Raw genomic sequence first — 25,836 nt, 5'->3', positions numbered from 1 at the left:
GACAATTTAACTCTTCTATAAGTAACATTTAGGTAATATCTGTAACTTTTTTACTCAAAGGAATAGTATTGATAGATGTTACCTTAGTAATTTTATGTGCTGGAAATTCTACAAGATTTGAAAGAATGTGTAAAAAACAGTGGTTACGAATAGAGAATGAACCATTGTGGTTAAATGTTACAAAAAGATTAAGTGGTTACTCAAATTTCTCTAAAATAATTATTGTTTCACATAAAGATGAGCTAAGATATATGCAAAATTTTATAGATGACTATATTTTTATTGAAGGTGGAGATACTAGACAGAATTCTATAAACAATGCTTTAAAACAAGTTGATACTGAATATGTAATGATAAGTGATGTAGCGAGAGCTTGTATTAAAGAAAGTATAGTTTTAGATCTATTAAACAATAAAAATAAAGCTTCTTGTATCGTTCCTGTTTTAGATGTTAGTGATACAGTTGTATTTGAACAAAATACTATAAATCGTGATCAAGTAAAACTTATACAAACTCCCCAATTATCAAATACTGAAATTTTAAAAAAAGCTCTAAAAACTTCTAAAGAATTTACTGATGAAAGCACTGCTATAAAAGAACTTGGTGAGCAAGTACTATATATCAAAGGTAGCATTGATAGTAAAAAGATTACTTTTGGTGATGAGATTAAAGAGATTCCTTGTTTAGCAAAACCAGTAAACAATTTTTTTACAGGAACTGGTTTTGATATTCATGCTTTTGAAGAAAACAAAGAAATGTTTTTAGGAGGAATAAAACTTCCATATGAATTTGGATTTAAAGCTCATAGTGATGGAGATGTTTTGATACATTCTGTTATAGATGCTATTTTAGGTGCTATTGGTGCTGGAGATATTGGAGAATTTTTTCCAGATACAGATGACCGATATAAAAATATAGATTCAAAAGTACTTTTAGAGCATATTATAAATTTTGTTTATAATGTTGGGTATGAAATTGTAAATATTGATGTAACAATAATTGCTCAAAAACCAAAGATAAATCCATTTAAAATGGAAATTAAATCATCTATGGCAAAACTTTTGAGACTTGAAAAGCAATTTGTAAATATAAAAGCAACAACTGCTGAGAAACTTGGCTTTATAGGGAGAGCAGAAGGAGTTGCAGTACAAAGTATTGCTACACTAAAATATTATGATTGGACACAAAGATGAATATATTAATTATTGAAAATGAAATTTATTTAGCACAAAAGATTGTATCAAGATTACTTGATGATGGACATAGCTGTGATTATGTTGAACAAGTAAATATTGAAAATCTTACAAAAGATTATGATATTGTTTTACTATCAACTTCACTTCCAAGTGCAATTACAAAAAGTATTATAAAAAGATATGCTTCTAATTCAATTATACTTCTCCTAGTATCTTATATCTCAGATGAAACAGTAACAAATCCCATTAAAGATGGTGCAAAAGATTATATGATGAAACCATTTTTAATGGATGAACTTTTAAGAAAAATCTATCATTATAAAGATTGTAGAAGTATGAGAAGAGAACTTCAAGTTTTAAGAGACTATTATAATTTTACAATGAGTAGTATAGATACAAGTGATGTTTTACTGCCTTTATCTTTTCCTCTTCTAATAGAAACAAATTTCCAAACTTACGCAGACAAACTTGTTTTTGAAATGTCAAATAAACTAGATTTACCTATAAAATTTATTTCTTTGAACTCTTCTACATGGCAAAAACAACTTTCAACAATCAATGATAAATCTATAATATATCTTACAGATTATCATGTTCTAAAAAAGAATATAAAAGATCAACTTTTAAAGCAAATAGCAGATAGAAATTGTGTAATATGTACATTAGAACCAGATGAAGATTTTATATATAAAAAATTAGTGTTTAACAATGACAATAAAACTCTTGATAATACTCAAATAATGTCTATTAATGATTATGTTAAAATGATGGTAACCACTTATCAAAACAGGTATCCAGATACTGAATTATCTAAAAGATTAGGTATATCAAGAAAGTCTCTTTGGGAAAAGAGAAAAAAACTAGATATTGATAAAAAGAAGTAATTATGAACTTTAGAAGATTTTTTTTAACTGTCGGATATAGTGGACTTAGTCCAAAAGCACCAGGAACTGTTGGAAGTTTTGTTTCTCTTATATTAGGTGTATTTTTACTAGATTTTTTGCATAGTTCATCATTATTTTTACTATCTTTACTTATAACAGTTATTGCTATAAAACAAATTGATATTTATGAAAAAGAGATAGGAATTCATGATAGTAGTGAAATAGTTATAGATGAACTTGCTGGAATGTGGATAGCTTTATCTATTTGTGGAATAAATAGTGAGAATATATTTATTTTAGCACCACTTGCATTTATATTTTTTAGAATTTTTGATATTTGGAAACCTTCAATTATTGGAAAAATTGATAAAGATGTAAAAGGTGGTTTAGGTGTAATGGGAGATGATGTTATTGCAGGAATTTTTGCAGGAATCTGTACAGCAGGAGTTTGGCAACTAATGGATAAGATGATTCTTTAATGCATTTATCTTACTTTATTGACCTAGGAATACTTAATATTATAATTTTTTCTTTTATAGTAATTATTTTTGGATTAATTCCTGCATATTTTTATATAAAAAACTATGATAAAAATATGCAAAGATATAGAGAATATAAAGCTAGACAAAAAGCTCAAGGATTGAGTAAATATATAAAATTTATTATATTAATGGATATTATTTTAATAATATTTACAATATCTATTGTATATTATCTAAATAAAGATTTAGAATTATATGTTATTGTACCAATAGTATTCATTATTTTTACATCTACATTAGACTTAAAAATCATCATACATTTTATTTTAATATTTTATTTATTTGTATTGTGGAATGATAAATTAGTATTAGAATTTATTTTAAAAGTTTCCTAATTTATAATAAGGTTTATTTTTAATATTTTTACTAATTATTTTATAAAATTATTATAGTTAATAAACATTCACAATATTTAAATCAATCTAAATCTTTTTATAGAGAAAATAAAAGTTACTATAAATATTGTAAAACTATTAATGAAATACACAAGAAATACTATATATTATTTAAATTGTATAAATTTAATTATGATAAGTTTTTAGGTTAAGGATTTTTTATCCTTAGCCTTTTAGATTTATTTTACAGAATTTGCAAACTCTTTATAGATTGGAGAGTTTGATACTGGAGTAAATTCACTACTTAAAATATCTTTATTTTTATATTTTAAAGCTACTAAACTATCATCAAATACTTTTGTATATGTCACATCTGCTATATTTTTTATGCTATCATCTATTTTAAAATCAGTATTTATACCATATATTTCAACAGTTCTTTCACCTTTTATAGGGTGACTTCCATATTTTATAGAGTTAATTTTTTCTACTTTTATACCATTTGCAAGTGCTACAATATAATGTCCTAAACCAACAGCAAAAATAGGAATATTAGCATCAATTATTTTTTTGATTTCATTTACTAATGTAGTTAAAATATTTGGGTTTCCTGCACCACTACTTAGTACAACTCCACCTATTTCATTATTTTTAAATCTAGCTATAATATCATCTGCTTTTGTAGAGTAAGGAACTACTTCCACTTCAAGTTCAGCTTCTACAAGTTCATTTAAAAATGATTTTTTAGCACCTAAATCTAAAACTAAAACTTTTTTATCACTCATACTTGCTTTATTATATTCTTGTGTATCAGGATTCCATGCACCAGATTTATGTATATAACTCTCTTTTACAGAGTTTTCACTTACAAAATCTATTTCATCATATTTTTTTGCTTCACTTAATTTTTTTGCCAATTCATCTTTATTAGAAATTAAAGTTGAAGCAATCATCATCATACTTCCTTCATCTCTAATAATTTTTGTTAAATATCTTGTATCAATATCACAAATACCTATAACACCTTGCTCTTTTAAAAAATCTCCTAAACTTTGCTCTGCTCTATAATTTGAATACTCACTATGGTAAGTTCTTACAAGTATCCCTTTCGCATAAGCTTTTGTACTTTCAAAATCAGCACTATTTGCTCCTACGTTTCCTACTTCTACAGGTGTAAAGTTGATAAATAAACCTGTGTTTGATGGATCAGTAATTATTTCTTGATGTCCAAAAGTTGCATTATTGTAAACTAATTTTCCAATTGCAGTCGTATCTGCACCAAAAGATTTTGCCTCTAAAAATATTCCATTTTCTAAATAAATATATACTTTTTGCATTAAATTAATCCTCTTTTTATTAACTCTTCTTCATAAAGTCTATGATATACCAAATCATAATCTTCTGTTCCAGGAATTAGTTTTCTTTTATAGTTTTTAAGCTTAGCTAAAACCTCACTGTCTGCTTTTTCAAATCCTTTTATAAAATCGTCCATCGAACCAAATATAACATTTTTAATTTGATTATCTGAACATCTAAAGTGTATATAGTCCTCCTCCCATAGATAATCTAATATTTTGTGAGAAATATCAGAAAATCTATCCTCGTTGTTTAAGATTACTCCAAAATCATTTGCAAGCCTTTTTTTAGTCATCCAAAAAAGTTGCCGTCTATCTGCATTTAGATACTCAATTTCTTCTTCTTGTGCATCTAAAATTTCTTGTACTTTTTCATCTAAAGCCTGTTCTTTCTCTATATCTTCATCTAAAATTCTTTCGATTTCAGCTTCAATACTATTTTTTTCTTTTCTTACTTCTACAAAATCACAAGTTAGCAAATCTCTTGTAATTCTTCTTGCTAGATAAGGCGTGTGATGTAATCTTAATCTCATAGTACTATCCTCTTATTATTGTGTCTGCTCTTTCTGGTGAAGTTGAAACTATGCCAACTTTTACAGAAGTTATCTCTTCAATTTTCTCTATATATTTTTTTGCATTTATTGGTAGATCTTCATATTTTCTAACTCCAACTACACTATCCCAACCATCAATCTCTTCATAAATTGCAGTTACATTTTCCATATCTGATGGCATATAATCTATTCTTTCTCCATTAAGTTCATAAGCTACACAAACTTTGATTTTTTGAAATCCATCTAAAACATCAAGTTTCATTAATGCTAACTTATCACAACCATTCAATCTACTTGCATATCTTACAGCAACTGCATCAAACCAACCACATCTTCTTTTTCTTCCAGTTATTGTTCCAAATTCTTTACCAACTTCACCCAATCTTATACCATCTTGAGTAAAATCTTCTGTAGGAAATGGTCCATTACCAACTCTTGTACAATAAGCTTTTACAATCCCAATAACTTCTCCAATATCTTTTGGATTAAGTCCTAAACCAGTACAAGCACCAGCACTAACAGTACTTGAACTTGTAACATAAGGGTATGTTCCATGATCAATATCTAATAATGTTCCTTGAGCACCTTCAAGTAAAACTCTTTTATTTTCTTCAAGAGCTTTCCAAACCATATTTGTTGTATTTGTAATATACGGTTTTAATTTTACACTATACTCTTCAATCTCTTTTAGAAGGTCATCTTTTTTAGGAGTTTTCATTTCTAAAACATCAAAAATTTCTTTATTTTGTGCAAAATAATCCAAAATATCATCACAAAGCTTTGTTGGATTTAAAAGTTCTCCAACCCTGAATCCACTTCTACTAATTTTTTCAGCATAAGTAGGACCTATTCCTTTTCCTGTTGTTCCAATAGCTCTATCACCTTTTAATCTCTCTTTTGCTTGATCAATTAAAGCATGAAATTGTAAGTTCAAATGTGCTTTATCAGAGATATATATTCTTCCTTCTAAGCTGTCAAATTGACTCATCTCTCTTAAAATACTTTCAGGAGATACAACAACTCCATTTCCAATAATATTTATAGCCTTTGGATTTAAAATCCCTGAAGGAATTAATTGTAGTGCATATCTTACTCCATCAACCCAAATAGTATGTCCAGCATTATGTCCACCTTGACTTCGACAAACCATATCATACTTTTGAGCAAGCATATCAACTATCTTACCTTTTCCTTCATCTCCCCATTGAATTCCAACTATTACATCTGCTTTCATTTTAACCCTCTAACATTTTTAATAAATTATCTGTATATAATGCAAACCCTAAAGAACTAATACCATCTGTAGAGTACATACCACCTTTACATAAAACTAAATTTTTTTCTATTACTCTATAATAAATATCATCATAATATTTTAGTGTTCCATAATATAGTGGTGCAATTATAATATTTGAGTAGTGTACTTCTTTTGCTTTTGTAAGAAGTTTTTCTAACTCTTTTTTTAAACTATTTGGTACTACATCTATAGTAGATTCTAAACTTTTTATATCTTTTACTCTTAGAAGAGTATTCAACCAATTACAGTTCAATTTTAAAAGTTCTGAAATCTCTCCATTTTTAAGTAGTTCAATATTAATATTCAGTTCTTGGCTAACCAATCTTGGTATATTTATATTTGATATTTGTAAAATTGGTTCTATTTTTAAAGACTTTAAAATATCAGCTGTTAAATTCATAATATCAGTAATATTTGTGTGTTCTATCCATTCACAACCAATTTGATAATCCTCTTTTGATGGATAAGAAAATATAGGTTGTATATAAAACCATTTCCTGTGTTTTGTAGTTCTCCCTAATCTTTTTGTTATAATTCTTACAACATCTAAAGTAGAATCCGCTCTAAGTGAAACTTGCTCATTCTCTTCATCTGAAAATTTTATCAATTTTTTATCATTTGCAATTGATTGGTGTTGTGAATATGAAAAGTTTGGAGTTAAAATCTCTTCAAAACCGTTACTTTCTAAGATTTCACAAACACTATTTTCTAGAACTCTTTTAGCTTTAGCAAGTTTTCCAAAATAAAGACGGCTTCCTTTTGGGATTTCGTGTTCAAATATCATTAAATTAATTTCCTTTAAACATTGTCATTGCAAAAACTTTATTTGCAGTTCCATCAAATGTTCTAATTCCTAACTCATCCATAACCAACTCTATCGCATTTACAGCCCATGAGGCTTCAAAATCTTCAACTAATCCCATATGATTTATTCTAAAAATCTTGCCATTTAAATGATCTTGTCCACCAGCTATATCTACACTATATTTTGTTTTTAGAATTTTTCTAATCTCATTTGATTGATCTGTATAAACAGTTGTCATCGCATTTGCTGGTATTTTTGGATATATTTCAAATCCAATAGCTTTTAAAGCTTCTCTTGTTGCTTTTGCTCTTAAAGCTGTTTGTGTATATAAGTTATCAAATCCCACTTCTTTAAATTTTTCTAAAATAACTTCTAAACCCATAATCAAAGTAGTTGCTGCGGTATAAGCTGTTGTGTTTTTTCTTTGATTTTTAAGTTCATTTGCTAAATTAAAATAATATCCAGCTGGTTGTTCTTCTATTTTAGAAACTGCTTTAGCTGATAATCCAATCATAGCAAGTCCAGGAGGTAACATAAATGCTTTTTGACTTCCAGTAATAACTGCATCAAGATTTGTAACATCAATTTTTTCAACACCAATAGCTGTAATCCCATCTGCTACTATCATAATATCTGGATTAATTTTTTTAACTTCTTTTGCAATTTCTTCAACAGGATGTCTTAAACCACCTGCACTTTCACAAAGTTGAATAAATATAGCATCAATTTTATCATCATTTTTTATCGTATTTACAACTTCTTCAATACTAGTTGGGGTATTCCACTCATTTTTTATCTCTGTAAAATCTATATCAAATGCTTTACAAATTTTTCCAAATCTCTCACCAAATTTTCCAGAATTAACTGTAAGAGCTTTTTTTCTTGTTAAATTTGTGATACAAGCTTCCATAGCTCCAGTTCCACTTGAAGCTAGCATTAAAACTTCTGGCATTCCATATAATTCAATAAGTAAATCTCTAGTTTTTCCAAAAATTGCTTCAAATTCTTTAGTTCTATGGTGTATTGTGATATCAGACATTGCTTTTCTAGCAAACTCTGGTACAGGAGTTGGGCCTGGTGTCAATAACATATTCTTTATCCTTAATAAAATTTTTTATTCAGTAAAACAGAACATTTTAGCTAAAAAAACATTATTAAATGGTTAAAAATATGTTTAATTAGTTATAATTCCAACATTAATTTTATGAAGGAAAAAAATGAATCTTTTAAAAATAGCGCTTAGTACACTACTTTTAACAGGAAGTTTATTTGCAAAAGAGTATAGAGTAAATACAAATTTATCTAATGTAGATTTTCAAATTACTTATCAAAAATCGACATTAATAGAGGGATCGTTTAAAGAGCTTTATGGAAAAATTGATTACGATGAAAATAGTAATCTTATAAAATCTATAAATGGAGAGATTGAAGTAGATTCAGTACAATCAATTAATAAAGAGTTAGATAACTTAATTTCAAGTAAAAAGATTTTAAATGCAGAAGATTTTCCAACTATCTCATTTATTACAACAAAAATTGAAGAGAATAAAATTTCTGGTGATCTCAAAATTAAAGATGTTGTTAGAAATATTGAATTTGAACTAGAAAATAGTGGTGTATTTTTAGATACTTTATATTTAACTTTAACAACAACTATAAAAAGAAGTTTCTTTGATTTAAGTTGGGATGAGCTTACAGATATAGGAAGTAGTGCAACTTCAAACGATATTAAAATAAAAATAAATATTGAAGCAAATTTAGTTGATAAATTTTATTTTAAAGATAAAAAATAAAAGTAATTTTACATTAACTTTTTTAAAGTATAATTGATACTCTTTATTATAAAACAAAGGAAAACAATGAAAAAAACAACATTAGGATTAATATCAGTAATTCTTGCATCTTCACTATTCGCTGGAGAATACAAAGTTGATGCAACAAATTCAAATGCAGGTTTTACAGTAAAACATATGATGGTTTCAAATGTACATGGAAAATTTAAAGATATTTCTGGAACTTTTGAATTTGATGATAAAACAAACTCTTTAGTTTCTTTAAATGGTGAGATTATTGTAGCATCTGTTGATACTGCTGATGAAAAAAGAGACAATCATTTAAAAGCAGATGATATATTTGATGCACAGAAATTCCCAAAAATTAGTTTCAAATCAACAAAAGTTGAAAAAGATGCAGTTTATGGTGATTTAACTATGAAAGGTGTTACAAAAAATATTAAACTTGATTTAGAAAATGGTGGGGCGTTAGGTAAAAAAGCTGGATTTACATTAGCTGGTAAAATAAATAGGAGTGATTTTGGAGTTACTTGGAATAAAGTTTTAGAAACTGGTGGAGTAGCTGTTAGTGATGAAGTAAAACTAAATATTGATATTCAAGGAAACCTTCAATAATACAAAAGGGTTACTCTAAACTGAAGTAACCCTTTTTAACAATAATTTTTTAAATTTACTTATTTTACTCTTGACATTACTACTAATTAGTAATATAATTCGGGAATGGAGAATGTTATGAAAAATAAATCGTTAAAAACTTATGGAAAAAGAACTGATAAATCTATGAAAACAGCTGTTAGATTAGAAAAAGCTAGTTTAAAAATTGTAAATTTAACAATTAACTATTTATCACAACATAATCTTACGTTTAATCAATTTAAAGTATTAGAAGTTTTATATCATCTAGGAGATTTAAATATAGGTTCAATTACAAAATTGACTATGAGTACTCCAGGTAATATTACGGTTGTTGTAAAAAATTTAAAAAGAGATGGTTGGATAACTTCTATAAAAGATCCAAATGATAGTAGAGCTTCAATATTATCTATTACTCAAAAAGGTAAAGATATTATGGAAATTGTATTTCCAAATCATGCAAAAAATTTAACTCAAGCAATGAAAGTTTTAAATGATGAAGAACTTGATACTTTATATGATTTGTTGAATAAAGTTTATAAAGCAAATTAATTTTTTTGTTTTATTGGTACTAATTAGTAATATATTAAAAAAAGGATAAAAAATGAAATTTTTAAAATTAACGTTAGCTTCAATAGTAGCTTCAAGTGCATTATTTGCAGGAACATATGATGTGGATTCAAGTCATTCAAATGTTGAATTTAAAGTAAAACACTTGATGATATCAAATGTAAGTGGGAAATTTAATAATTTTAATGGAAAATTTGAATACGATGAAAAAATAAAAAAATTAAAAAGCTTAGAAGGTAATGTTAATGTATCTTCAATTAATACTGATGATGAAAAAAGAGATGCACATCTAAAATCTGCTGATTTCTTTGATGAAATAAATCACCCTACTTTAACTTTTACATTAGATAAAGTTGATGGAAATTATGCTTATGGAAAATTAACTATAAGAGGAATTACTAAAGATATTAAACTTAATTTAGAAGATAATGGAACAGCAATTGATCCTTGGGGAAATACAAGAGTTGCATTAGCATTATCAGGTAAAATAAATAGAAAAGATTTTGGACTTAATTGGAATAAAGCTTTAGAAACTGGTGGTGTACTTGTTGATGAAACTGTAAAAATAGATGTTGAAATACAAGGAATTTTAGCTAAATAATTTAGCTAAAATATAAAACTATGTACCCTACACTATTTATTTCACATGGAGCTCCAAATATAATTTTAAGTGATTCTAAATCAAAAAGAAATTTCCAAGAATTTGGGCTTGGTTTAGAATTACCAAAATATATAATAATAGTTTCAGCTCACTATATTACAAAAGATTTAAAAATTATAAGTCCTGAAGCTAATAAAATAATGTATGATTTTTATGGTTTTGAAGATGAATTATATGAAGTTAAATATGAAATAAATAGTGATAAAAATTTAACATATAATTTAATAGAGAAATTAAGAAAAGAAAATATAAATATATCAATTGATGAAAATAGAAAAAGTTATGACCATGGAGTTTGGAATGTTTTAGCATTATTATATAAAAAATTAAATATCCCTGTGTTACAACTAAGTATTCCTTCCTCTTATAATAAAAATGAATTGATAAATTTAGGTGAAAAATTAAAACCTTTTAAAAATGAAGCATTAATTATTTTTAGTGGTGGGATTACTCATAATTTAGGTGATATGAGTTTTAGCTCAATAATAAAACCTTATGCAAAAGAATTTAATGAAAAAATAAAAGCTATTATAGAAACTGGTAATAAAGAGGAATTAATAAGTATAAGTGAAGATATAAATTTTTATAAGAACCATCCATCAAAAGAACATTTTTTACCTTTATATATAGCTTTTGGAAATGCTATATATAAAAAAGGGAAATCTTTTAATAGTGAAATGTTGTACTCAAATATTTCCATGGAGAGTTTTATATTTGACCAAAAGGAGTTTTAAATGTTAAAAAAGTTATCAAAACAGAATATGGGAAAATCTAATCTAGGTTGGTTAGAGAGTCGTTTTCATTTTAGTTTTGCAGAGTATAGAAACCCTGTAAATATACAATTTGGAGTTTTAAGAGTTTTAAATGATGATATAGTTTATCCACATAGTGGTTTTGATATGCACCCTCATGAAAATATGGAAATAATATCATATATTGTAGATGGTGAAATAACACATAAAGATTCTATGGGAAATAGTGAAATTCTAAAAAGAGGAGAAGTTCAATATCTTAGTGCTGGTGATGGAATTTACCATAGTGAAAAGAATGAAAGTAATAAAGATTTAAGACTTCTTCAAATTTGGGTTTTTCCACCTAAAAAAGGACTTCCAAGACTTTATGGTTCTCATAAATACAAACTTGAAGAAAGAGAGAATAGACTATTAAATATTGTATCATCTCAAAATGGAGAAAGTTCAATAAAAATATATCAAGATATAAATATTTATGTTAGTGAATTAGATAAGTCTTTAGAATTCAATATAGATGAAAATAGACAGATTTATTTTGTACAAATAGAAGGAACAGCAACAATAAATGGTATTTTATTAGAAAATGGAGATGCTATGGAATTAGTAGATGAAAAACAATTAATAATAAATCCTATTTCAAAGAGTCATATACTATTTATAGAAATGAAGAAATAATATATTTTTAACTATACTTTCAGAAAATAAATAATGAAAGAAGTTTATGAAATTGAAAGTTTTAATAAATGGTGCAGGAAGAATAGGAAAAGCTGTTTTAAAACAGCTTTTAAATATAGAAGATTTTGAAATTGTTTCAATAAATGATATAAACCCATATATAGAAAATATTGTTTATTCTATAAACTATGACTCAACTTATGGAAAATTTGATGATAAGTTTAAAATAATTGATAATAATTTTATACAAAATTCTAAAGCAAAAATCAAAATCTTAAATCATAATTCTTTAATAGATATTGACTTAAAAGATATTGATATTATTATTGATGCCAGTGGTAAAAAAGAAGATATTAAACTTTTAGAAAAATTACCTGTAAAAGCTATATTTTTAACTCATCCAAATAGAAATGCACATATAAACTTAGTTTTAGGAGTAAATGAAAATAAAATAAATCCAAATATTCATAAAATTATCTCAACAAGTTCATGTAATGCAACTTCACTTCTTCCAGCTTTAAAAATAATAGATGATAGTAAAGAGATACTTTGTGGAGATATAGTAACCATTCACCCACTTTTAAATCATCAAAGAGTGCTCGATGGAAACTATGTAGGAAGTGCTACTAGAGATGTTGATTTAAACTTTGAATTTGGAAGAAGCTCAACTCAAAATATAATACCAAGTCACACAACAACTATTAAAGCTTGTTCTTATGTACTTCCTAAATTCAATAGTGAATTAATTTCTTCAAATTCCTTAAGAGTTCCAACTGATACGGTTGGAGCAATAAATGTGACACTTTTTACAAAACAAGCTTCAAATAAAGATGAAATAATAGATATATTTATGAATTTTGAAAAAAATCAAAAGTTTCCAATAGTCTTAAATAATTTTGAGCCTTTAGTATCAAGTGATTTTAAAAAAGAAAAATATACAACTATAATTGATCATAGATATTTAGAAGTAAAAAATAACATGATAAAACTTTTACTTTGGTATGATAATGAATGGGGATATGCTTCAAAAGTTGTAGAAACTTTAAGATATTATAAGAGTATTTGTTCTCAAATATAAAATTTGAGAACAAAACTTTTTTAAAGCTGTCTTCCTATACCTTTAGTTAAATTAAGCATAAAACTCAATCCTTTTAAAGTTTCTTCATCTTTCATTAATTTCAAAAGACCAAAAAGTGTTTGTTTAGAATTTTTTGCATTCTCTCTTTTTGCATAACGAACAGCATTTTCAACTATAAATCCAGCTGTTGCAAGATTATCAACTGTACCTATCATTTTTTCAACCATTGGTTGTGTTGTCATTTCGATATTATCTGATACAACTGCTAGAAGATCTATAAGATTATCAATTCTTCCTGTTTTAACTAACATTGTGATTTTCTCTTCTAATTCTTGCATCTCTTTAGTTTTTAAAACTTCTACTTTTTCACTCATATTATTCTCCTATATCATTCCACGAGCAGCAGCCCAATAAATACCTTTGTTAAAACCTTTTCTTACAAAGCTACCAAGTTTACTACAAGGTGTAGGTTTTACATCTTCTTCATAATCATACCAAAGTGGCATTCCACAAGTTAATCCCATTTGTGCAATGGCTATAACAAGACCATCATAGCTTTCTGTTGGGTAACCATGTCTTAATTCAGAAGCAATATTATTAGCAACAACATCTGTTTGGTTATGAATTGTTCCACCAGCTTTAGAAACTGGTAAATCAACAGTATCACCAAGAGTATAAATATTGTTGTATCCTTTTACTTTTAGAGTTTTTTTATCAGTAGGAAGCCATCCTTCATTATCCAAAGCTTGTGACAATCCTGATTCTCTAATAAATTTAACAGCTACAAATGGTGGTGTTGACATAAGAATATCAAACTCTAATTCTTCACCCTCTTGAGAATATGCTACTTTTTTGTCTACATCAACTTTATTTAATGTAAAACCTGTCTTATGCTTTACACCAATTCCATCAAAAATATCTGGAAGAACTTTTGAAGTAGGTTCTTGCAAGAATAACCCATTTTGTACACTTTGTGCTTCTGTTGGATATGTATATATAATCTCAATATTATCTCTAACACCTCTTTCAACCAAGAAGTCATGTAACATAATTGTTGTTTCAACTGGTGCTATACCACATTGATGAGGGATATTTGGAGTTTTAGGAAAATTAACTGTAATTAATACTCGACCCTTTTCTATCTTATGAAACTTTTCAGCAAGTTTCATTGCACCTTCATAAGTATAGAATAAATCTCCACCCTCTTTTAATCCAGGAATTCTATCTGGAGCAGCTTCACAACCTGTTGCTAAAACTAAAAAATCATAGTCAAATTTTTTACCACTTTTTGATTTAACAAAATTGTTTTTTGTATCTATTTCAACTGCTTCTTCTACTTCAAATTTTATTTCACTCATAAGTAAAGAACGTTGTTCTCTTACAAATTCATATCCTTCCGATTTTCCAAATGCAACATACATAGCACCTGGTCTATAATAGTGGTTTTTTGAATTAGATATTAATGTGATTTCTACCTCATCTTTATCTATTTCAGGCATCATTTTCTTTGCAAGATTATTTGCAGTCATTGTACCTGCTGTTCCACCACCTACTATAAGAATTTTTTTCTTCATCTTATTTCTCCTATATATTAGATAGAAGAAAACATTAGCTAAATTTTATAAGTTATTTATAAGATAATTATAAGTTTTATATAAGAATTTAGTCTATATCTACTTTATATCCTATTCCTTTTATATTTTTTATCAATGTAGAATATGTTTTTTTTCTTAGATTTGTAACTACCATTCTAATAGCATCTGCTCTTACAGGTTCTTTCCATACATTGTTTTCTATTTCTTCTATACTAACAATATTCCCATTTTTATGTAATAAAAATTCTAAAAGAGAAACTTCTTTCTTTGTTAGAGAAATACTTCTTTCATCGTTTTTTATAATCTTTTTATCTGAATAGTATAAATAATTATTACCTAAAAATACTACTTTATCTTTTAAGATATTTTTTGAAGTAAATGTTGATATAGCCACTAATAATTCATCTATATCTATTGGTTTTTTAAAATAAAAATGAACATCAGATTCTATTGCTCTATTTATATATTCAGAAGTATTGAAAGCTGTCATTACAATTCTCATTGTTTTTGGTGATAATAATGCTATTTTTTGTAAAAGGTGTAATCCATCAACTTGTGGCATTTCTATATCTGATATCACTATATCAAATGATTTTTCTTTAAAAACTTCAAAAGCATTTATAGCATCTTTTGCAATATTTACTTCATTAAAATATATTGATAATACTCTACTCAACCATTTTAATGTACTCTCATCATCTTCAACAATTAAAAGATTTAATAAGTGTAATTTTTTATGAATAATTTGCAAATTAATCCTTTGATAGCATAATACTAAAGACAACTCCGCCTTTTATATTTTTTACCTTTAAAATACCATTCATATGGTTTTCTATTATTACCTTAGACATATAAAGACCTATTCCATTACCTTTTTCTTTTGTAGAGAAATACGGATCAAATATTTTTGGTATATTTTCATCTTCTATTCCTCCTCCATTATCAATCACATTTATTTGTAAGTGTTCTTTATATTCTTTGATATTTATTATTATTTTACCTTTTTCTATATTATTAGTTACTATTGCTACCATAGAATTATGTATTAAATTTAAAATAACTTGCCTAAATTCATTTAGAAATCCTGTAACTTTTAAATTTGAATTTAACTTATTTTCTATTTCTATCTCTATGTTATTACTTTTTAACTGTACATCAATAAGCCTTATTGCATTTTTAATACTATCCAATATATCAAATTTCTCTTCTTCTTTTGTAATTCTAAAAAATGTACTAAAATCATCTATTGTCTGTGACATATAGTTTAATTTTTCCATAATATCTGACTCTATCTCTTTTAAAACATCTATATTAATTACATTCGAAGAGATAATATGTCTTAAACTTTGAACAATAATACCTAAACTATTTAATGGTTGTCTCCATTGATGAGCAATGGCATTTATCATTTCGCCCATGGCAGCAAGTCTTGATTGCTGAAATAATATCTCATACTGTTCAGCTCTTTTTGAAACTTCTATTTCTATTTGCTTTCTAAGATTATCCTGATACTCTATTTCTTCAGTAATATCTGATGTAATCATAACTATCTCATCTTGATTTTTTAAATAAGCTAAAGACATACTAGCATTTATATGTGTTCCAGATTTTGTTACACAAACCTTTTTAAACTTTTTAACACTTCCATATTTAATAGCTTGTTCCACTGCTGTTTGTGAAGGTTTAGAGTATTCAGTGGATGATAGAGAGATACAAGATTCATTATATAACTCTTCCATACTATACTCCATCATATTTTGGAAGAATTTATTTGCATATAAAAATTTTCCATTTCTATCAAGTATAGATATACCATTTGCAGCAAGATCAAATACAGCTTGTAATTCTTCTTTTTTAGAAGTAAGTTCATTTAGACTTTTATTTAATTTTGATTGTATTTTACAGTAAGAAGTTATATCATAAAAATAAAAATTATTATTTCTAAAATAAACCTCATATTTTCTTCTTTTCCATTTTATAATAGTAAGATTATTAACTCTTTTGGTAAGTTTTTTAAGTTTATTATATATCTTATTTTTAAAAATTGATTTTAGTTTTTGTCCACATAATAAATGCAAACCTTCTCTTCCATAAGTTTTTACAACAACTTTATGTTCAACTTCTAAAATAAAGAATTTTGATTTGTCTTTAAAAGTATTTATTTTTTTCATAAATACAATGGTATCAAAGTTATGTTGAAGAAGAAAGGTATTTTATTTAGAAAGTAAAGTTATATAAACTCTACTTCTTTTTTTCCATTTTTTAATTCCCCAATTATATATCCATCAGTATTAGATAGAATAGCATCCACATTTGAAGGATTTACTACAAGTATCATTCCAACACCCATATTAAATGTTCTATACATCTCTTCTAATTCTACATGTTTACTCATAAATTCAAATATTGGTAGAACTTTAATTTTATTTCTTTCAACTACTGCTGTTAAATTTTCAGGTAAAACTCTTGGTAGATTTTCAGTAATTCCTCCACCAGTAATATGGGCTAAAGCATTGATTTTATCTTTATTTGATTTGAATTCTTTTACATAAATTCTTGTTGGTTCAAGTAAAACATCTTTTAATTTTTTTCCTTGAAAATCATCTTCTAAACTCATACCTAATTTTTCAAGTAGTAGTTTTCGTACAAGTGAGAAACCATTTGAATGAACGCCAGAACTAGGAAGTGCTATTAAAATATCTCCAGCTTGTACTTTTGAAACTCTATCTAATTCATCTTTTTCAGCTATTCCTACACAAAACCCAGCTAAATCAAAATCACCTTCTTTATACATTCCAGGCATTTCAGCTGTCTCACCACCAATTAACGCACACTCACTTCTTATACAACCTTCAGCAATTCCACTTACCACTTGTGTAGCTTCTTCAACTTCAAGCTTTGCTGTTGCATAATAATCAAGGAAAAATAAAGGCTCTCCAAAGTTACAAAGTAAGTCATTTGTACACATAGCAACTAAATCTATTCCAACTGTATCAAATTTCTTTGCATCAATCGCAAGTTTTAATTTTGTACCAACACCATCTGTTCCAGCTAAGATAACAGGTTTTTTATATCCACTTGGTAGCTCAAAAGCTCCAGCAAAAGAGCCAATACCACCTAGAACACCAGGAATCATAGTAGACTTAACATAAGGTTTTATATTTTCTACAAACTGATTCCCTGCATCTATATCAACTCCTGCATCTTTGTAACTAACTGTTGCCATTATTCACCTTTTAATATTTTTCTTTTTATATTTAGGCAATATTATAGCAAATGGTTTATAAATTTTTATGTTATACTTACTAAATGAATGAGAATATATTTAAAAATGCAATAGCACTAACAGGTGGAATTTCAACTGGGAAAAGTACAGTTTGTAACCTTTTAAACCTCCATGGATTTTTGATAATTGATGCTGATAAAATAGCACATAAGTTATTAGATGAAAATAGTTCTAAAATAAAAGAGCTTTTTGGTGAACAATATGTACAAGATGGCAAAGTTTTAAGAAAAGAATTAGGAAAAATAATTTTTTCAAATGAATCCAATAAATTAAAACTAGAAGCACTACTTCACCCACTAATTAAAGAAGAAATTATAAAAGAATCAAAAGTCTTTGAAGAACAAAATAAACCATATATTATAGATATTCCACTATTTTTTGAGAAAATGAATTATCCAATTCCTAAATCTTTAGTTATTTATACTCCAAAAGATTTACAGATTCAAAGACTTATGAAAAGAGATAATATAGATGAGAATGAAGCTAAGCTAAAAATATCAAATCAAATGGATATAGAAGAAAAGAAAAAACTATCTGATTTTATAATAGATAATTCAAAAGACTTAAAACATTTACAAAATGAAGTTGAAAATTTTGTAGATAAAATATTAAATTAAATGTAGACAGATTACTCTGCTACATTTATATCAATTCCTTGTTTTATTAATTCATCTTGCCTAACTTTCAAATAATCCAAATAACTATTAGGATACTGAATATAATGTTTTCCACTAACATATCTTAGAACTTCTTTAAAATGAAATGGAAACAATAAAGCATCTATTGTAGATATTAGTTTACTATTATCATACAATAAAACTGCTGGACGATAATCAAGATTTATCTTGTCTACAAAAGCTTTAGGAGATATTTTTTCACCATCTGGTAAAACTATTTTTTTTGTACTATTTGCATCTAATCTTATAACTGTATATTTTGAGAACTCTTCTTGAACTTCTTCATTTGTCAAAATTTTATTATGAAAATGCTCACATTGAACACAACTATTATCTTCTATTATAATTGCAATAGGAGTATTAATTTTTGATAAATCATCTAAAGATTTAAACATTTTATTATCTTTAAAACTATAAATATCTTTTTTATCAATTTTACTTAAATATGTTGTTAAGTCTATTTTATTATAACTTTTTGTTTGTACATATTCTAAAATATTTTGAAAGTCAACTGGATTTCTATACCCGTTTACTCTAGCTACTATTTCTTTATTTTCTCCAAAAATTAAAACTGTTGGACTATATTGAATTTTTAATTTCTCTGTTAGCTCTTTTTCTGCTAATACATCACCATCAATCCAAGTAATTTCTTTACTACCTTTTACATTAAGTTCAATCACATCAAAGTTATCTTTGATAAATTTACTAGTTTGATTATCTTCAATAAAATTCTCCTTTAACATTTTTTCACAATATGGACATCCTTCAAAATCTAAAAATATTATGAAATGTTTATTACTATCTTTTGCCTCTTCAATATCTTCTGATATATCTAAAAAACTATCTTTGAACCATCTTGGTATCTCATGATTTGATGCACCTATAATTTTACCCTCTTTTGCACTTAAACTTGTAATTAAAAATGCTATTGAAAAAAGTAAAATAATAATGCTTTTTAATATACTTTTCATAAGTAATCCTTATCTATAAAATTTTATATATTTTATATAAGAAATGATAAGGATAACCATAAATAGGCTTCTTATTATAATATTTTTCTCAAAATTAAGCTTTTTCTACACATATTTAAGAAATAAATATAATTTGTAGGAGTATAATAGAAAAAATGTCGCGAAGGATAAAATCATGAAAGAAAAAAATGAGTTTTTAGATAAAACTCCTTATAGATATAGAAGATATATCGGTTATATCAGTGCAACTATATTTGCTTTAGTTATACCATTTATTCAAATAAATGGGAATCAACTATTTTTATTGTCTTTTGATAAAAAACAGCTTCACCTTTTAGGAACTGCTTTTGATATGCAAGAGTTGTATTTGATGCCATTTTTATTGATGCTACTATTTTTAGGGATCTTTGCTGTTACTTCTATTGGAGGAAGAGCATGGTGTGGATGGGCATGTCCACAAACTATATTTAGAGTAATTTATAGAGATTTAATTGAATCAAAACTTTTAGGTTTAAGAAGAATAAAAAATAAACAAAAAAACCCTGACTTAAGTAAAACAGAAAATAAAGTTAAAAAAGTTATTGGTATTCTAATATGGGCTGCATTAGCTCTTGTTGCTGCTTCTAACTTTATGTGGTATTTTGTACCTCCACAAGATTTCTTTGCTTATTTACAAAATCCTACAGAGCATTTATTTTTAATTGGTATTGTTGCAAGTATTGCAGCTTTTTTAGTATATGATGTAATTATGTTAAAAGAGGATTTTTGTATATATATCTGTCCTTATTCAAGAGTTCAAAGTGTTCTATATGATAATAATACATATCAAGCAATTTATTCTACAAATAGAGGTGGTAATATCTATAATGAGAGTAAAGAAAAAATTGTATTTAAAATAAAAGATTTACCTGATCCTACAAATGAATGTACAGCATGTGAATCTTGTGTTACTGTTTGTCCAACACATATTGATATTAGAAAAGGCTTACAATTAGAGTGTATAAATTGTCTTGAATGTGTTGATGCTTGTACACAAGTTATGGGTAAACTAGGAAAACCTTCTCTTGTTCAATGGTCAAGCACAAATCAAGTAAAACTAAATACTCCAACAAAAGTAATAAGAAAAACAACAGTTATGTACTTTGTAGCATTATCACTTGTAATTGGCTTACTATTTGTGATGAGTGGAGAAAAAGAGTATATGCTTTTAAATGTAAATAAAGATACAGAACTTTATAAAATTAAAGATAATAATGTAGTTGCTAATAACTATTTATTACTTTTCCAAAATACAGAGTCAGTACCTTTAACTTATCACTTAGAAGTTGATAATCCTGATTTAAAAATTACAAGATTTGAACCATTTACATTAAGTCCTGGGAAAATGGCTAAAAAAGTTGTTATTCTTGAAACAGATAAACTTTTAGTAAATGACAATACAAAAGATACACCTATAAAAGTTACATTTAAATCTTATGCTAAAGAGAACCCAGAAAAAGTTAAAGTATTTAGAACTGCTACTTTCTTCTTCCCTAGAGCAGATAAACTTCAAAAATAAATATAAAGTGCAAAAGCACTTTATATTTAAATTGCTTATCAACTAAATTTAGATAAAATCACAGCTTATATATTTTAAAAATTTATTATTATCTTGGAGTATTTGTAATGACAAAATTCATTTTTGTAACGGGTGGTGTTTTAAGCTCTTTAGGAAAAGGTATCACTTCTGCTTCTATTGCAGCAATATTAAAACAGTCTGGATTTAAAGTAAGTATGTTAAAAATTGACCCGTACTTAAATGTTGATCCAGGAACTATGAGCCCACTTGAACACGGAGAAGTTTTTGTTACTGCTGATGGAGCAGAAACAGATTTAGACTTAGGAAATTATGAGAGATTTATAGATAAAACTTTAACAAAGAAAAACAGTTTTACAACTGGGCAAGTTTATCAAAGTGTAATCAAAAGAGAAAGAGAAGGTGGATACTTAGGTAAAACTATTCAAGTAATTCCACATGTTGTTGATGAAATAAAAGATAGAGTTTTTGCAGCTGCTGATGATAATGACTTTTTAATCATAGAAATTGGTGGAACAGTTGGAGATATTGAAAGTTTACCATTTTTAGAAGCTATTCGTTCAATTAGACATGAACTTCCAAAATCAAATACTATGAATATTCATGTAAGTTTAATTCCTTTTATAAAAGCAGCTGGAGAACTTAAAACAAAACCAACACAGCACTCTGTTCAAGAGTTAAGAAGAATTGGTATTACACCTCATATGCTAGTTTGTAGAACAGAAAAAGAGCTTCCAAAAGCACTAAAAGATAAATTAGCTTTATCTTGTGATATAGATAGAAATGCAGTAATTGAAGCTGGTGATGCACAATCAATTTATCAAGTTCCTCTTCATTTTATAAAAGAGGGAATTTTAAATCCTCTTTCAAACCATTTTAATATTAAAATAAAACCAAATATGGAAAAATGGGATATGCTAGTTAAAAATATCTTAGTTCCACAAGATGAAGTGACAATTGCATTTGTTGGAAAATATTTAGGATTAAAAGAGTCTTATAAATCTCTTATTGAAGCATTAATTCATGCTGGTGCACACTTAAATACAAAGATCAATATTCATTGGTGTGATAGTGAAAATATAGAAGATTTAGGAGCTTATGAAGTAATTGGTAATGTTGATGCTATCTTAGTTGCTGGTGGTTTTGGGCAAAGAGGTGTTGAAGGTAAATTAAAAGCTATTCAATATGCAAGAGAAAACAATATCACATTTTTAGGAATTTGTCTTGGAATGCAATTATCAATAATAGAATTTGCAAGAAATGTTTTAGGAATAGAAGATGCAAACTCTATCGAATTTGATGAAAATACAAAAAATCCTATGATTTATTTAATAGATGAATTTATAGATCAAAGTGGTCACAAACAACTAAGAACTCATGAATCACCTATGGGTGGAACTATGAGATTAGGGGAATATCCATTTGAGCCATTAAAAGGATCAAAACTTCAAAAAGCTTATGGAAATGAAAAAGAGTATTTAGAAAGACATAGACATAGATATGAAGCTAATCCAAAATATAAAGAAGCTTTAGAGAAAGCTGGAATGATAATTTCTGGACAATCAAACGGACTTATTGAAGCAGTTGAGTTAAAAGATCATCCTTGGTTTGTAGGAGTACAATTCCATCCAGAATTTACTTCACATTTAGAAACTCCAAACCCAATTATTTTAGACTTCATTAAGCAGGCAAATACTCCTAAATAATGCCTAAAATTACAAAGCAAAAACTTTTTGAGATATTAAGTGCAAGACATTTGAATAATCCTTATTCAAAGCTTGCCAATCTTCCTTCTCCATCTAATTTTAAAGATATTGATATTGCTATAAAAAGAGTAAAACTTGCAATACAAAACAATGAAAAAATAACAATAGTAGGTGATTACGATGTTGATGGAGTTGTTTCTACAACTATCACTCTTGATTTTTTTAATAAAATTGGTATAAAAGTAGATTATATAATTCCAAATAGATTTGAGCATGGATATGGTTTATCTCCTAAAATTGTAGATTTAATAGATAGTGGATTAGTAATTACAGTTGATAATGGTATTTCTGCTTATGAAGCTAGTTTAAAATTAAAAGAGAAAAATATAGATTTAATCATAACTGATCACCATACAGTTGGAGATAAAATACCACAAGCACTAGCAATAATTAATCCAAAACAACAAGACTGTAATTTTGAATTTAAAGATATTTGTGGAGCACAAGTTGCATGGTATTTTTGTGCTGCAATAAAAAAAGAATTAAATGTAAATGTTGATATGTCATCTTATTTAGATCTTTTAACCTTAGCAATAATTGCTGATATTATGCCTATGAGAAGTCTTAATTATACGATGGTTAAACAAGGTCTTAAAAGAATCAAAACATCTTCTAGAGAAGCATTTAAACTTTTAAATCAAATAATTTCAAAAGACAATTTAGTATCTGATGATATTGGATTTACAATTGCTCCAAAATTAAATAGTGCAGGAAGAATTGATGATGCTTCTATAGCATTGGAATTTTTACTAGCAAAAAATCAATCAAATGCTTATGAAACTTTAGCAATTTTAGATGAACTAAATAACTATAGAAAAACTTTACAAGAAGATATAACAAAACAAGCACAAAACCAAATATCACAAGAAGAGAAAGCAGTTATAGTATGGGGAGAGAGTTGGCATGAAGGAGTAATAGGAATAGTTGCTTCAAAACTCTCGAATTCTCAAAAAAAACCAGCTTTTATATTTTCTATTCAAAATGGAATAGCAAAAGGTAGTGCTAGAGCAAATTCAAATATTAATCTTTATGAATTAATAGAAAAAGCTTCTCCAATATTAATAGGATTTGGTGGACATAAAAATGCAGCTGGATTATCCTTAGAAGCTTCAAAATTAGAAGAGTTTAAAAATATTATAAATAATGAACTTGAAACATTTGAAGATAGTTTACATAATGACTTTATAACTTTAGGTGAACTTGATGTATCTAGTGTAGATTTAGACTTTATATCTATTATTGAAGAATTTGAACCTTATGGACTTGAAAATGATAGACCAATTTTTAAAATATCAAATGCAATGATTATAAAATCTGAACTTATTGGCAGAGATAAAAATCATTTAAAACTAACTTTAAATAGTGATGGATTTATATTTGAAGCTTTAAAGTTTTATGATTCAAATACAAATTTATCAAAAAATTTAGATTTAATAGTATCTATATCGAAAAATGAGTTTAGAGGAGTGGTTACTCCTACCTTTTTAATTCAAGAGATTTTATAAAACCAAAGGCTTATTAATCTTTTGTTTTAGTTTTTCTCTTTTATCTCTTGCTTCATCTTGACCTTCAAGAGCTAATATTTCATCATCAAGATCTGTTCTAGCAAAAGATGAACTTAATATATTTCCATTATTTATATCTATTAATTTTATAAAAAGATTTAAACTTTTATTTGAAATTGAATAAGTTCCAACTAAAGCATATCTTGATTGTACTTGATTTGATAAAATTTTCCCATATTCTCTTGTAAGAAGATTAAATCCAGAAGCTCCAAATTCAAACTCTTTTCCAAGTTCTATTTCTCTTATTATGATATCTAAAGAAGATATTCTATCTTTTAAAATATTTGATAATAAAAAACCTAATTGTGATCTATTTTCTAAATTATCTAAATTTACAAAATCTGATACTAAGACAACTTCACCTAAGCGAATATTTCCTTTGATTTTTGGTGCAGACTTATCAACCATATCAGAAATCATTGAATGAAAATTTGTAACTTTTGTAATAGGATTTTTATACGAGCATGAAGCAAAAATAAGGCTTAAGAGAGTTAAACTAAAAATTAGTTTTAAAACTCTTAAATTTATAAAAGACATAAATCTATTTCTCTTTTACTATTTTTATTGTTCTCATTGGTGGACAATCACCAAACATCATACAATCATGAGCTAAATCGTGCTTATAAGTAGATCTTGCACTAGTTATAACTTTACCAGTAATATTATCTATAACCCTAGCATTTAAAATAACTCTTCCTGGTTGTCGTGAGTAAGTTCCTACTACAACATAAGTACTTGGAACTTCTTTTTTTATCTCATGAGGTTTTCTTGATAAAAAGTATTCACCTTTTTCATTGATTGAAATAGCCATTTGTCCTCTAAATTCAATTAGATTAAAACCTCTATTTGATAGTTCATCAATTAAACTCTCTCCAACAACTCTACCAAATTCTGAAGTTGTTTTAAACTGATCCAATCTTACAAAAGAAGTTACAATAAGAGGTTTTGTTGTATCAAGCTTTTTATTAATCATCATTTGTGTAGCAAGTGAAGCAATAGTAGCCTCTAAACTATTTTGAACCGTAACATTCTCTTGTTTATAGTTAGCAACACTCATACCATCTGACATTCTTGTAACTTTGTCATGTTCAGTTTGAACTTCTTTATCTTTATAAGAACAACCAGTTATCAACCCTAAAGAAATAGTTGTCAAAATAGCTAATTTTATGAACCCTTTAGACATTTATAAATCCTCTTTTTAAATTCTTAAGATTTTATTTAAAAATTACTTACATATCCTTTATATAAGTTTAAATAAACCAATCTAATA

General features: G+C 26.6%; 28 protein-coding genes. 15 read left to right on the top strand and 13 right to left on the bottom strand.

Annotation, left to right across the window (positions count from 1 at the left end):
* Positions 1-68: 68 nt before the first annotated feature.
* The 4 genes from ALANTH_RS00700 to ALANTH_RS00685 all read left to right on the top strand — a co-directional run bounded on the left by ALANTH_RS00700 (position 69) and on the right by ALANTH_RS00685 (position 2,957).
* On the top strand, positions 69-1,193 hold the full coding sequence (locus tag ALANTH_RS00700; protein ID WP_026807172.1) for a bifunctional 2-C-methyl-D-erythritol 4-phosphate cytidylyltransferase/2-C-methyl-D-erythritol 2,4-cyclodiphosphate synthase: 1,125 nt from the start codon (positions 69-71) through the stop codon (positions 1,191-1,193).
* Positions 1,190-2,080, top strand: a complete 891-nt coding sequence (locus tag ALANTH_RS00695; RefSeq protein WP_026802941.1) for a response regulator — start codon at positions 1,190-1,192, stop codon at positions 2,078-2,080. The genes ALANTH_RS00700 and ALANTH_RS00695 overlap by 4 nt, the downstream gene beginning before the upstream one ends.
* 2 nt (positions 2,081-2,082) lie before the next feature.
* Positions 2,083-2,559, top strand: a complete 477-nt coding sequence (locus ALANTH_RS00690; RefSeq protein WP_026807171.1) for a phosphatidylglycerophosphatase A family protein — start codon at positions 2,083-2,085, stop codon at positions 2,557-2,559.
* A gap of 116 nt (positions 2,560-2,675) precedes the next feature.
* On the top strand, positions 2,676-2,957 hold the full coding sequence (locus ALANTH_RS00685; RefSeq protein ID WP_148299443.1) for a hypothetical protein: 282 nt from the start codon (positions 2,676-2,678) through the stop codon (positions 2,955-2,957).
* A 239-nt stretch (positions 2,958-3,196) separates the two neighbouring features.
* Here the strand turns inward: ALANTH_RS00685 and ALANTH_RS00680 are convergent, their stop codons facing one another.
* Genes ALANTH_RS00680 through ALANTH_RS00660 form a run of 5 tightly spaced genes read right to left on the bottom strand, consistent with a single transcriptional unit; the run spans position 3,197 to position 8,058 of the window.
* Complete coding sequence (locus ALANTH_RS00680) at positions 3,197-4,294, bottom strand: carbamoyl phosphate synthase small subunit (RefSeq protein WP_026807169.1); 1,098 nt, start codon at positions 4,292-4,294, stop codon at positions 3,197-3,199.
* Positions 4,294-4,845 (bottom strand): DUF507 family protein, encoded by a 552-nt coding sequence (locus tag ALANTH_RS00675; protein ID WP_026802938.1) that lies wholly within the window; start codon positions 4,843-4,845, stop codon positions 4,294-4,296. Before ALANTH_RS00675 ends, ALANTH_RS00680 begins: the two co-directional genes overlap by 1 nt.
* 4 nt (positions 4,846-4,849) lie before the next feature.
* Positions 4,850-6,100 carry an adenylosuccinate synthase gene (locus ALANTH_RS00670; protein ID WP_026802937.1) on the bottom strand — a complete coding sequence of 417 codons (1,251 nt, stop codon included), beginning with the start codon at positions 6,098-6,100 and terminating at the stop codon, positions 4,850-4,852.
* Between the two features lies 1 nt (position 6,101).
* Entirely contained in the window at positions 6,102-6,947 is an 846-nt protein-coding gene (locus tag ALANTH_RS00665; protein ID WP_026802936.1) for an ATP phosphoribosyltransferase regulatory subunit, read from the bottom strand.
* Between the two features lie 4 nt (positions 6,948-6,951).
* A complete protein-coding gene (locus ALANTH_RS00660; RefSeq protein WP_026807168.1) occupies positions 6,952-8,058 on the bottom strand; it encodes a pyridoxal-phosphate-dependent aminotransferase family protein in 1,107 nt (368 codons plus the stop codon).
* Positions 8,059-8,185: 127 nt separating this feature from the next.
* Here ALANTH_RS00660 and ALANTH_RS00655 point away from each other — a divergent pair, with 127 nt between their 5' ends.
* From ALANTH_RS00655 to ALANTH_RS00625, 7 genes are all read left to right on the top strand, one after another.
* Positions 8,186-8,761 (top strand): YceI family protein, encoded by a 576-nt coding sequence (locus ALANTH_RS00655; RefSeq protein WP_051583557.1) that lies wholly within the window; start codon positions 8,186-8,188, stop codon positions 8,759-8,761.
* A gap of 66 nt (positions 8,762-8,827) precedes the next feature.
* Positions 8,828-9,376, top strand: a complete 549-nt coding sequence (locus tag ALANTH_RS00650) for a YceI family protein (protein WP_026802934.1) — start codon at positions 8,828-8,830, stop codon at positions 9,374-9,376.
* A 117-nt stretch (positions 9,377-9,493) separates the two neighbouring features.
* On the top strand, positions 9,494-9,946 hold the full coding sequence (locus tag ALANTH_RS00645; protein ID WP_026802933.1) for a MarR family winged helix-turn-helix transcriptional regulator: 453 nt from the start codon (positions 9,494-9,496) through the stop codon (positions 9,944-9,946).
* 52 nt (positions 9,947-9,998) lie between these two features.
* Complete coding sequence (locus ALANTH_RS00640; RefSeq protein ID WP_026807167.1) at positions 9,999-10,565, top strand: YceI family protein; 567 nt, start codon at positions 9,999-10,001, stop codon at positions 10,563-10,565.
* Positions 10,566-10,585: 20 nt separating this feature from the next.
* Positions 10,586-11,359: a DODA-type extradiol aromatic ring-opening family dioxygenase gene (locus tag ALANTH_RS00635; RefSeq protein ID WP_026807166.1), complete on the top strand. Its 774-nt coding sequence runs from the start codon at positions 10,586-10,588 to the stop codon at positions 11,357-11,359.
* Positions 11,360-12,052: a pirin family protein gene (locus tag ALANTH_RS00630; RefSeq protein ID WP_026807165.1), complete on the top strand. Its 693-nt coding sequence runs from the start codon at positions 11,360-11,362 to the stop codon at positions 12,050-12,052. It abuts the gene before it with no gap.
* Between the two features lie 46 nt (positions 12,053-12,098).
* Positions 12,099-13,130: a glyceraldehyde 3-phosphate dehydrogenase NAD-binding domain-containing protein gene (locus ALANTH_RS00625; RefSeq protein ID WP_026807164.1), complete on the top strand. Its 1,032-nt coding sequence runs from the start codon at positions 12,099-12,101 to the stop codon at positions 13,128-13,130.
* Positions 13,131-13,150: 20 nt separating this feature from the next.
* Here the strand turns inward: ALANTH_RS00625 and ALANTH_RS00620 are convergent, their stop codons facing one another.
* From ALANTH_RS00620 to purM, 5 genes are all read right to left on the bottom strand, one after another.
* A complete protein-coding gene (locus tag ALANTH_RS00620) occupies positions 13,151-13,504 on the bottom strand; it encodes a DUF1641 domain-containing protein (RefSeq protein ID WP_026802928.1) in 354 nt (117 codons plus the stop codon).
* A 9-nt stretch (positions 13,505-13,513) separates the two neighbouring features.
* Entirely contained in the window at positions 13,514-14,704 is a 1,191-nt protein-coding gene (locus tag ALANTH_RS00615) for an NAD(P)/FAD-dependent oxidoreductase (protein WP_026807163.1), read from the bottom strand.
* 88 nt (positions 14,705-14,792) lie between these two features.
* Entirely contained in the window at positions 14,793-15,476 is a 684-nt protein-coding gene (locus ALANTH_RS00610; protein WP_026807162.1) for a response regulator transcription factor, read from the bottom strand.
* Position 15,477: 1 nt separating this feature from the next.
* Complete coding sequence (locus ALANTH_RS00605; protein WP_029888266.1) at positions 15,478-16,896, bottom strand: PAS domain-containing sensor histidine kinase; 1,419 nt, start codon at positions 16,894-16,896, stop codon at positions 15,478-15,480.
* Positions 16,897-16,955: 59 nt separating this feature from the next.
* Positions 16,956-17,951, bottom strand: coding sequence for a phosphoribosylformylglycinamidine cyclo-ligase (purM, locus tag ALANTH_RS00600; RefSeq protein ID WP_026807160.1), 996 nt, complete (start codon positions 17,949-17,951; stop codon positions 16,956-16,958).
* An 83-nt stretch (positions 17,952-18,034) separates the two neighbouring features.
* Between purM and coaE the strand changes: the two genes are divergently transcribed.
* On the top strand, positions 18,035-18,628 hold the full coding sequence (coaE, locus tag ALANTH_RS00595) for a dephospho-CoA kinase (RefSeq protein ID WP_026807159.1): 594 nt from the start codon (positions 18,035-18,037) through the stop codon (positions 18,626-18,628).
* Positions 18,629-18,639: 11 nt separating this feature from the next.
* Here coaE and ALANTH_RS00590 read toward each other — a convergent pair whose 3' ends face one another.
* On the bottom strand, positions 18,640-19,659 hold the full coding sequence (locus ALANTH_RS00590; protein WP_026807158.1) for a thioredoxin family protein: 1,020 nt from the start codon (positions 19,657-19,659) through the stop codon (positions 18,640-18,642).
* Positions 19,660-19,834: 175 nt separating this feature from the next.
* Here ALANTH_RS00590 and ccoG point away from each other — a divergent pair, with 175 nt between their 5' ends.
* The 3 genes from ccoG to recJ all read left to right on the top strand — a co-directional run bounded on the left by ccoG (position 19,835) and on the right by recJ (position 24,506).
* Entirely contained in the window at positions 19,835-21,217 is a 1,383-nt protein-coding gene (gene ccoG, locus ALANTH_RS00585) for a cytochrome c oxidase accessory protein CcoG (RefSeq protein ID WP_026802921.1), read from the top strand.
* A gap of 107 nt (positions 21,218-21,324) precedes the next feature.
* Positions 21,325-22,941, top strand: coding sequence for a CTP synthase (locus ALANTH_RS00580; RefSeq protein WP_026802920.1), 1,617 nt, complete (start codon positions 21,325-21,327; stop codon positions 22,939-22,941).
* On the top strand, positions 22,941-24,506 hold the full coding sequence (recJ, locus tag ALANTH_RS00575) for a single-stranded-DNA-specific exonuclease RecJ (protein WP_026802919.1): 1,566 nt from the start codon (positions 22,941-22,943) through the stop codon (positions 24,504-24,506). Before ALANTH_RS00580 ends, recJ begins: the two co-directional genes overlap by 1 nt.
* Here recJ and ALANTH_RS00570 read toward each other — a convergent pair.
* Both ALANTH_RS00570 and ALANTH_RS00565 read right to left on the bottom strand, forming a co-directional pair.
* Complete coding sequence (locus ALANTH_RS00570) at positions 24,501-25,103, bottom strand: FlgO family outer membrane protein (RefSeq protein ID WP_026802918.1); 603 nt, start codon at positions 25,101-25,103, stop codon at positions 24,501-24,503. The genes recJ and ALANTH_RS00570 overlap by 6 nt on opposite strands.
* A 4-nt stretch (positions 25,104-25,107) precedes the next feature.
* Positions 25,108-25,749: a FlgO family outer membrane protein gene (locus tag ALANTH_RS00565; protein ID WP_051488673.1), complete on the bottom strand. Its 642-nt coding sequence runs from the start codon at positions 25,747-25,749 to the stop codon at positions 25,108-25,110.
* Positions 25,750-25,836: the final 87 nt, after the last annotated feature.

The organism is Aliarcobacter lanthieri, assembly GCF_013201625.1.
GTDB lineage: Bacteria > Campylobacterota > Campylobacteria > Campylobacterales > Arcobacteraceae > Aliarcobacter > Aliarcobacter lanthieri.
This window is presented reverse-complemented; position numbering and strand designations above follow the sequence as displayed.

Coding starts and splice junctions, on each gene's coding strand:
- ALANTH_RS00635 (WP_026807166.1), top strand. CDS start 10,586: ATGTACCCTACACTATTTATTTCACATGGAGCTCCAAATATAATTTTA.
- ALANTH_RS00580 (WP_026802920.1), top strand. CDS start 21,325: ATGACAAAATTCATTTTTGTAACGGGTGGTGTTTTAAGCTCTTTAGGA.
- ALANTH_RS00685 (WP_148299443.1), top strand. CDS start 2,676: ATGCAAAGATATAGAGAATATAAAGCTAGACAAAAAGCTCAAGGATTG.
- ALANTH_RS00660 (WP_026807168.1), bottom strand. CDS start 8,058: ATGTTATTGACACCAGGCCCAACTCCTGTACCAGAGTTTGCTAGAAAA.
- ccoG (WP_026802921.1), top strand. CDS start 19,835: ATGAAAGAAAAAAATGAGTTTTTAGATAAAACTCCTTATAGATATAGA.
- ALANTH_RS00605 (WP_029888266.1), bottom strand. CDS start 16,896: ATGAAAAAAATAAATACTTTTAAAGACAAATCAAAATTCTTTATTTTA.
- ALANTH_RS00625 (WP_026807164.1), top strand. CDS start 12,099: ATGAAATTGAAAGTTTTAATAAATGGTGCAGGAAGAATAGGAAAAGCT.
- ALANTH_RS00650 (WP_026802934.1), top strand. CDS start 8,828: ATGAAAAAAACAACATTAGGATTAATATCAGTAATTCTTGCATCTTCA.
- ALANTH_RS00620 (WP_026802928.1), bottom strand. CDS start 13,504: ATGAGTGAAAAAGTAGAAGTTTTAAAAACTAAAGAGATGCAAGAATTA.
- ALANTH_RS00690 (WP_026807171.1), top strand. CDS start 2,083: ATGAACTTTAGAAGATTTTTTTTAACTGTCGGATATAGTGGACTTAGT.
- ALANTH_RS00565 (WP_051488673.1), bottom strand. CDS start 25,749: ATGTCTAAAGGGTTCATAAAATTAGCTATTTTGACAACTATTTCTTTA.
- recJ (WP_026802919.1), top strand. CDS start 22,941: ATGCCTAAAATTACAAAGCAAAAACTTTTTGAGATATTAAGTGCAAGA.
- ALANTH_RS00570 (WP_026802918.1), bottom strand. CDS start 25,103: ATGTCTTTTATAAATTTAAGAGTTTTAAAACTAATTTTTAGTTTAACT.
- ALANTH_RS00675 (WP_026802938.1), bottom strand. CDS start 4,845: ATGAGATTAAGATTACATCACACGCCTTATCTAGCAAGAAGAATTACA.
- ALANTH_RS00640 (WP_026807167.1), top strand. CDS start 9,999: ATGAAATTTTTAAAATTAACGTTAGCTTCAATAGTAGCTTCAAGTGCA.
- purM (WP_026807160.1), bottom strand. CDS start 17,951: ATGGCAACAGTTAGTTACAAAGATGCAGGAGTTGATATAGATGCAGGG.
- ALANTH_RS00655 (WP_051583557.1), top strand. CDS start 8,186: ATGAATCTTTTAAAAATAGCGCTTAGTACACTACTTTTAACAGGAAGT.
- coaE (WP_026807159.1), top strand. CDS start 18,035: ATGAATGAGAATATATTTAAAAATGCAATAGCACTAACAGGTGGAATT.
- ALANTH_RS00630 (WP_026807165.1), top strand. CDS start 11,360: ATGTTAAAAAAGTTATCAAAACAGAATATGGGAAAATCTAATCTAGGT.
- ALANTH_RS00670 (WP_026802937.1), bottom strand. CDS start 6,100: ATGAAAGCAGATGTAATAGTTGGAATTCAATGGGGAGATGAAGGAAAA.
- ALANTH_RS00590 (WP_026807158.1), bottom strand. CDS start 19,659: ATGAAAAGTATATTAAAAAGCATTATTATTTTACTTTTTTCAATAGCA.
- ALANTH_RS00615 (WP_026807163.1), bottom strand. CDS start 14,704: ATGAAGAAAAAAATTCTTATAGTAGGTGGTGGAACAGCAGGTACAATG.
- ALANTH_RS00695 (WP_026802941.1), top strand. CDS start 1,190: ATGAATATATTAATTATTGAAAATGAAATTTATTTAGCACAAAAGATT.
- ALANTH_RS00680 (WP_026807169.1), bottom strand. CDS start 4,294: ATGCAAAAAGTATATATTTATTTAGAAAATGGAATATTTTTAGAGGCA.
- ALANTH_RS00645 (WP_026802933.1), top strand. CDS start 9,494: ATGAAAAATAAATCGTTAAAAACTTATGGAAAAAGAACTGATAAATCT.
- ALANTH_RS00665 (WP_026802936.1), bottom strand. CDS start 6,947: ATGATATTTGAACACGAAATCCCAAAAGGAAGCCGTCTTTATTTTGGA.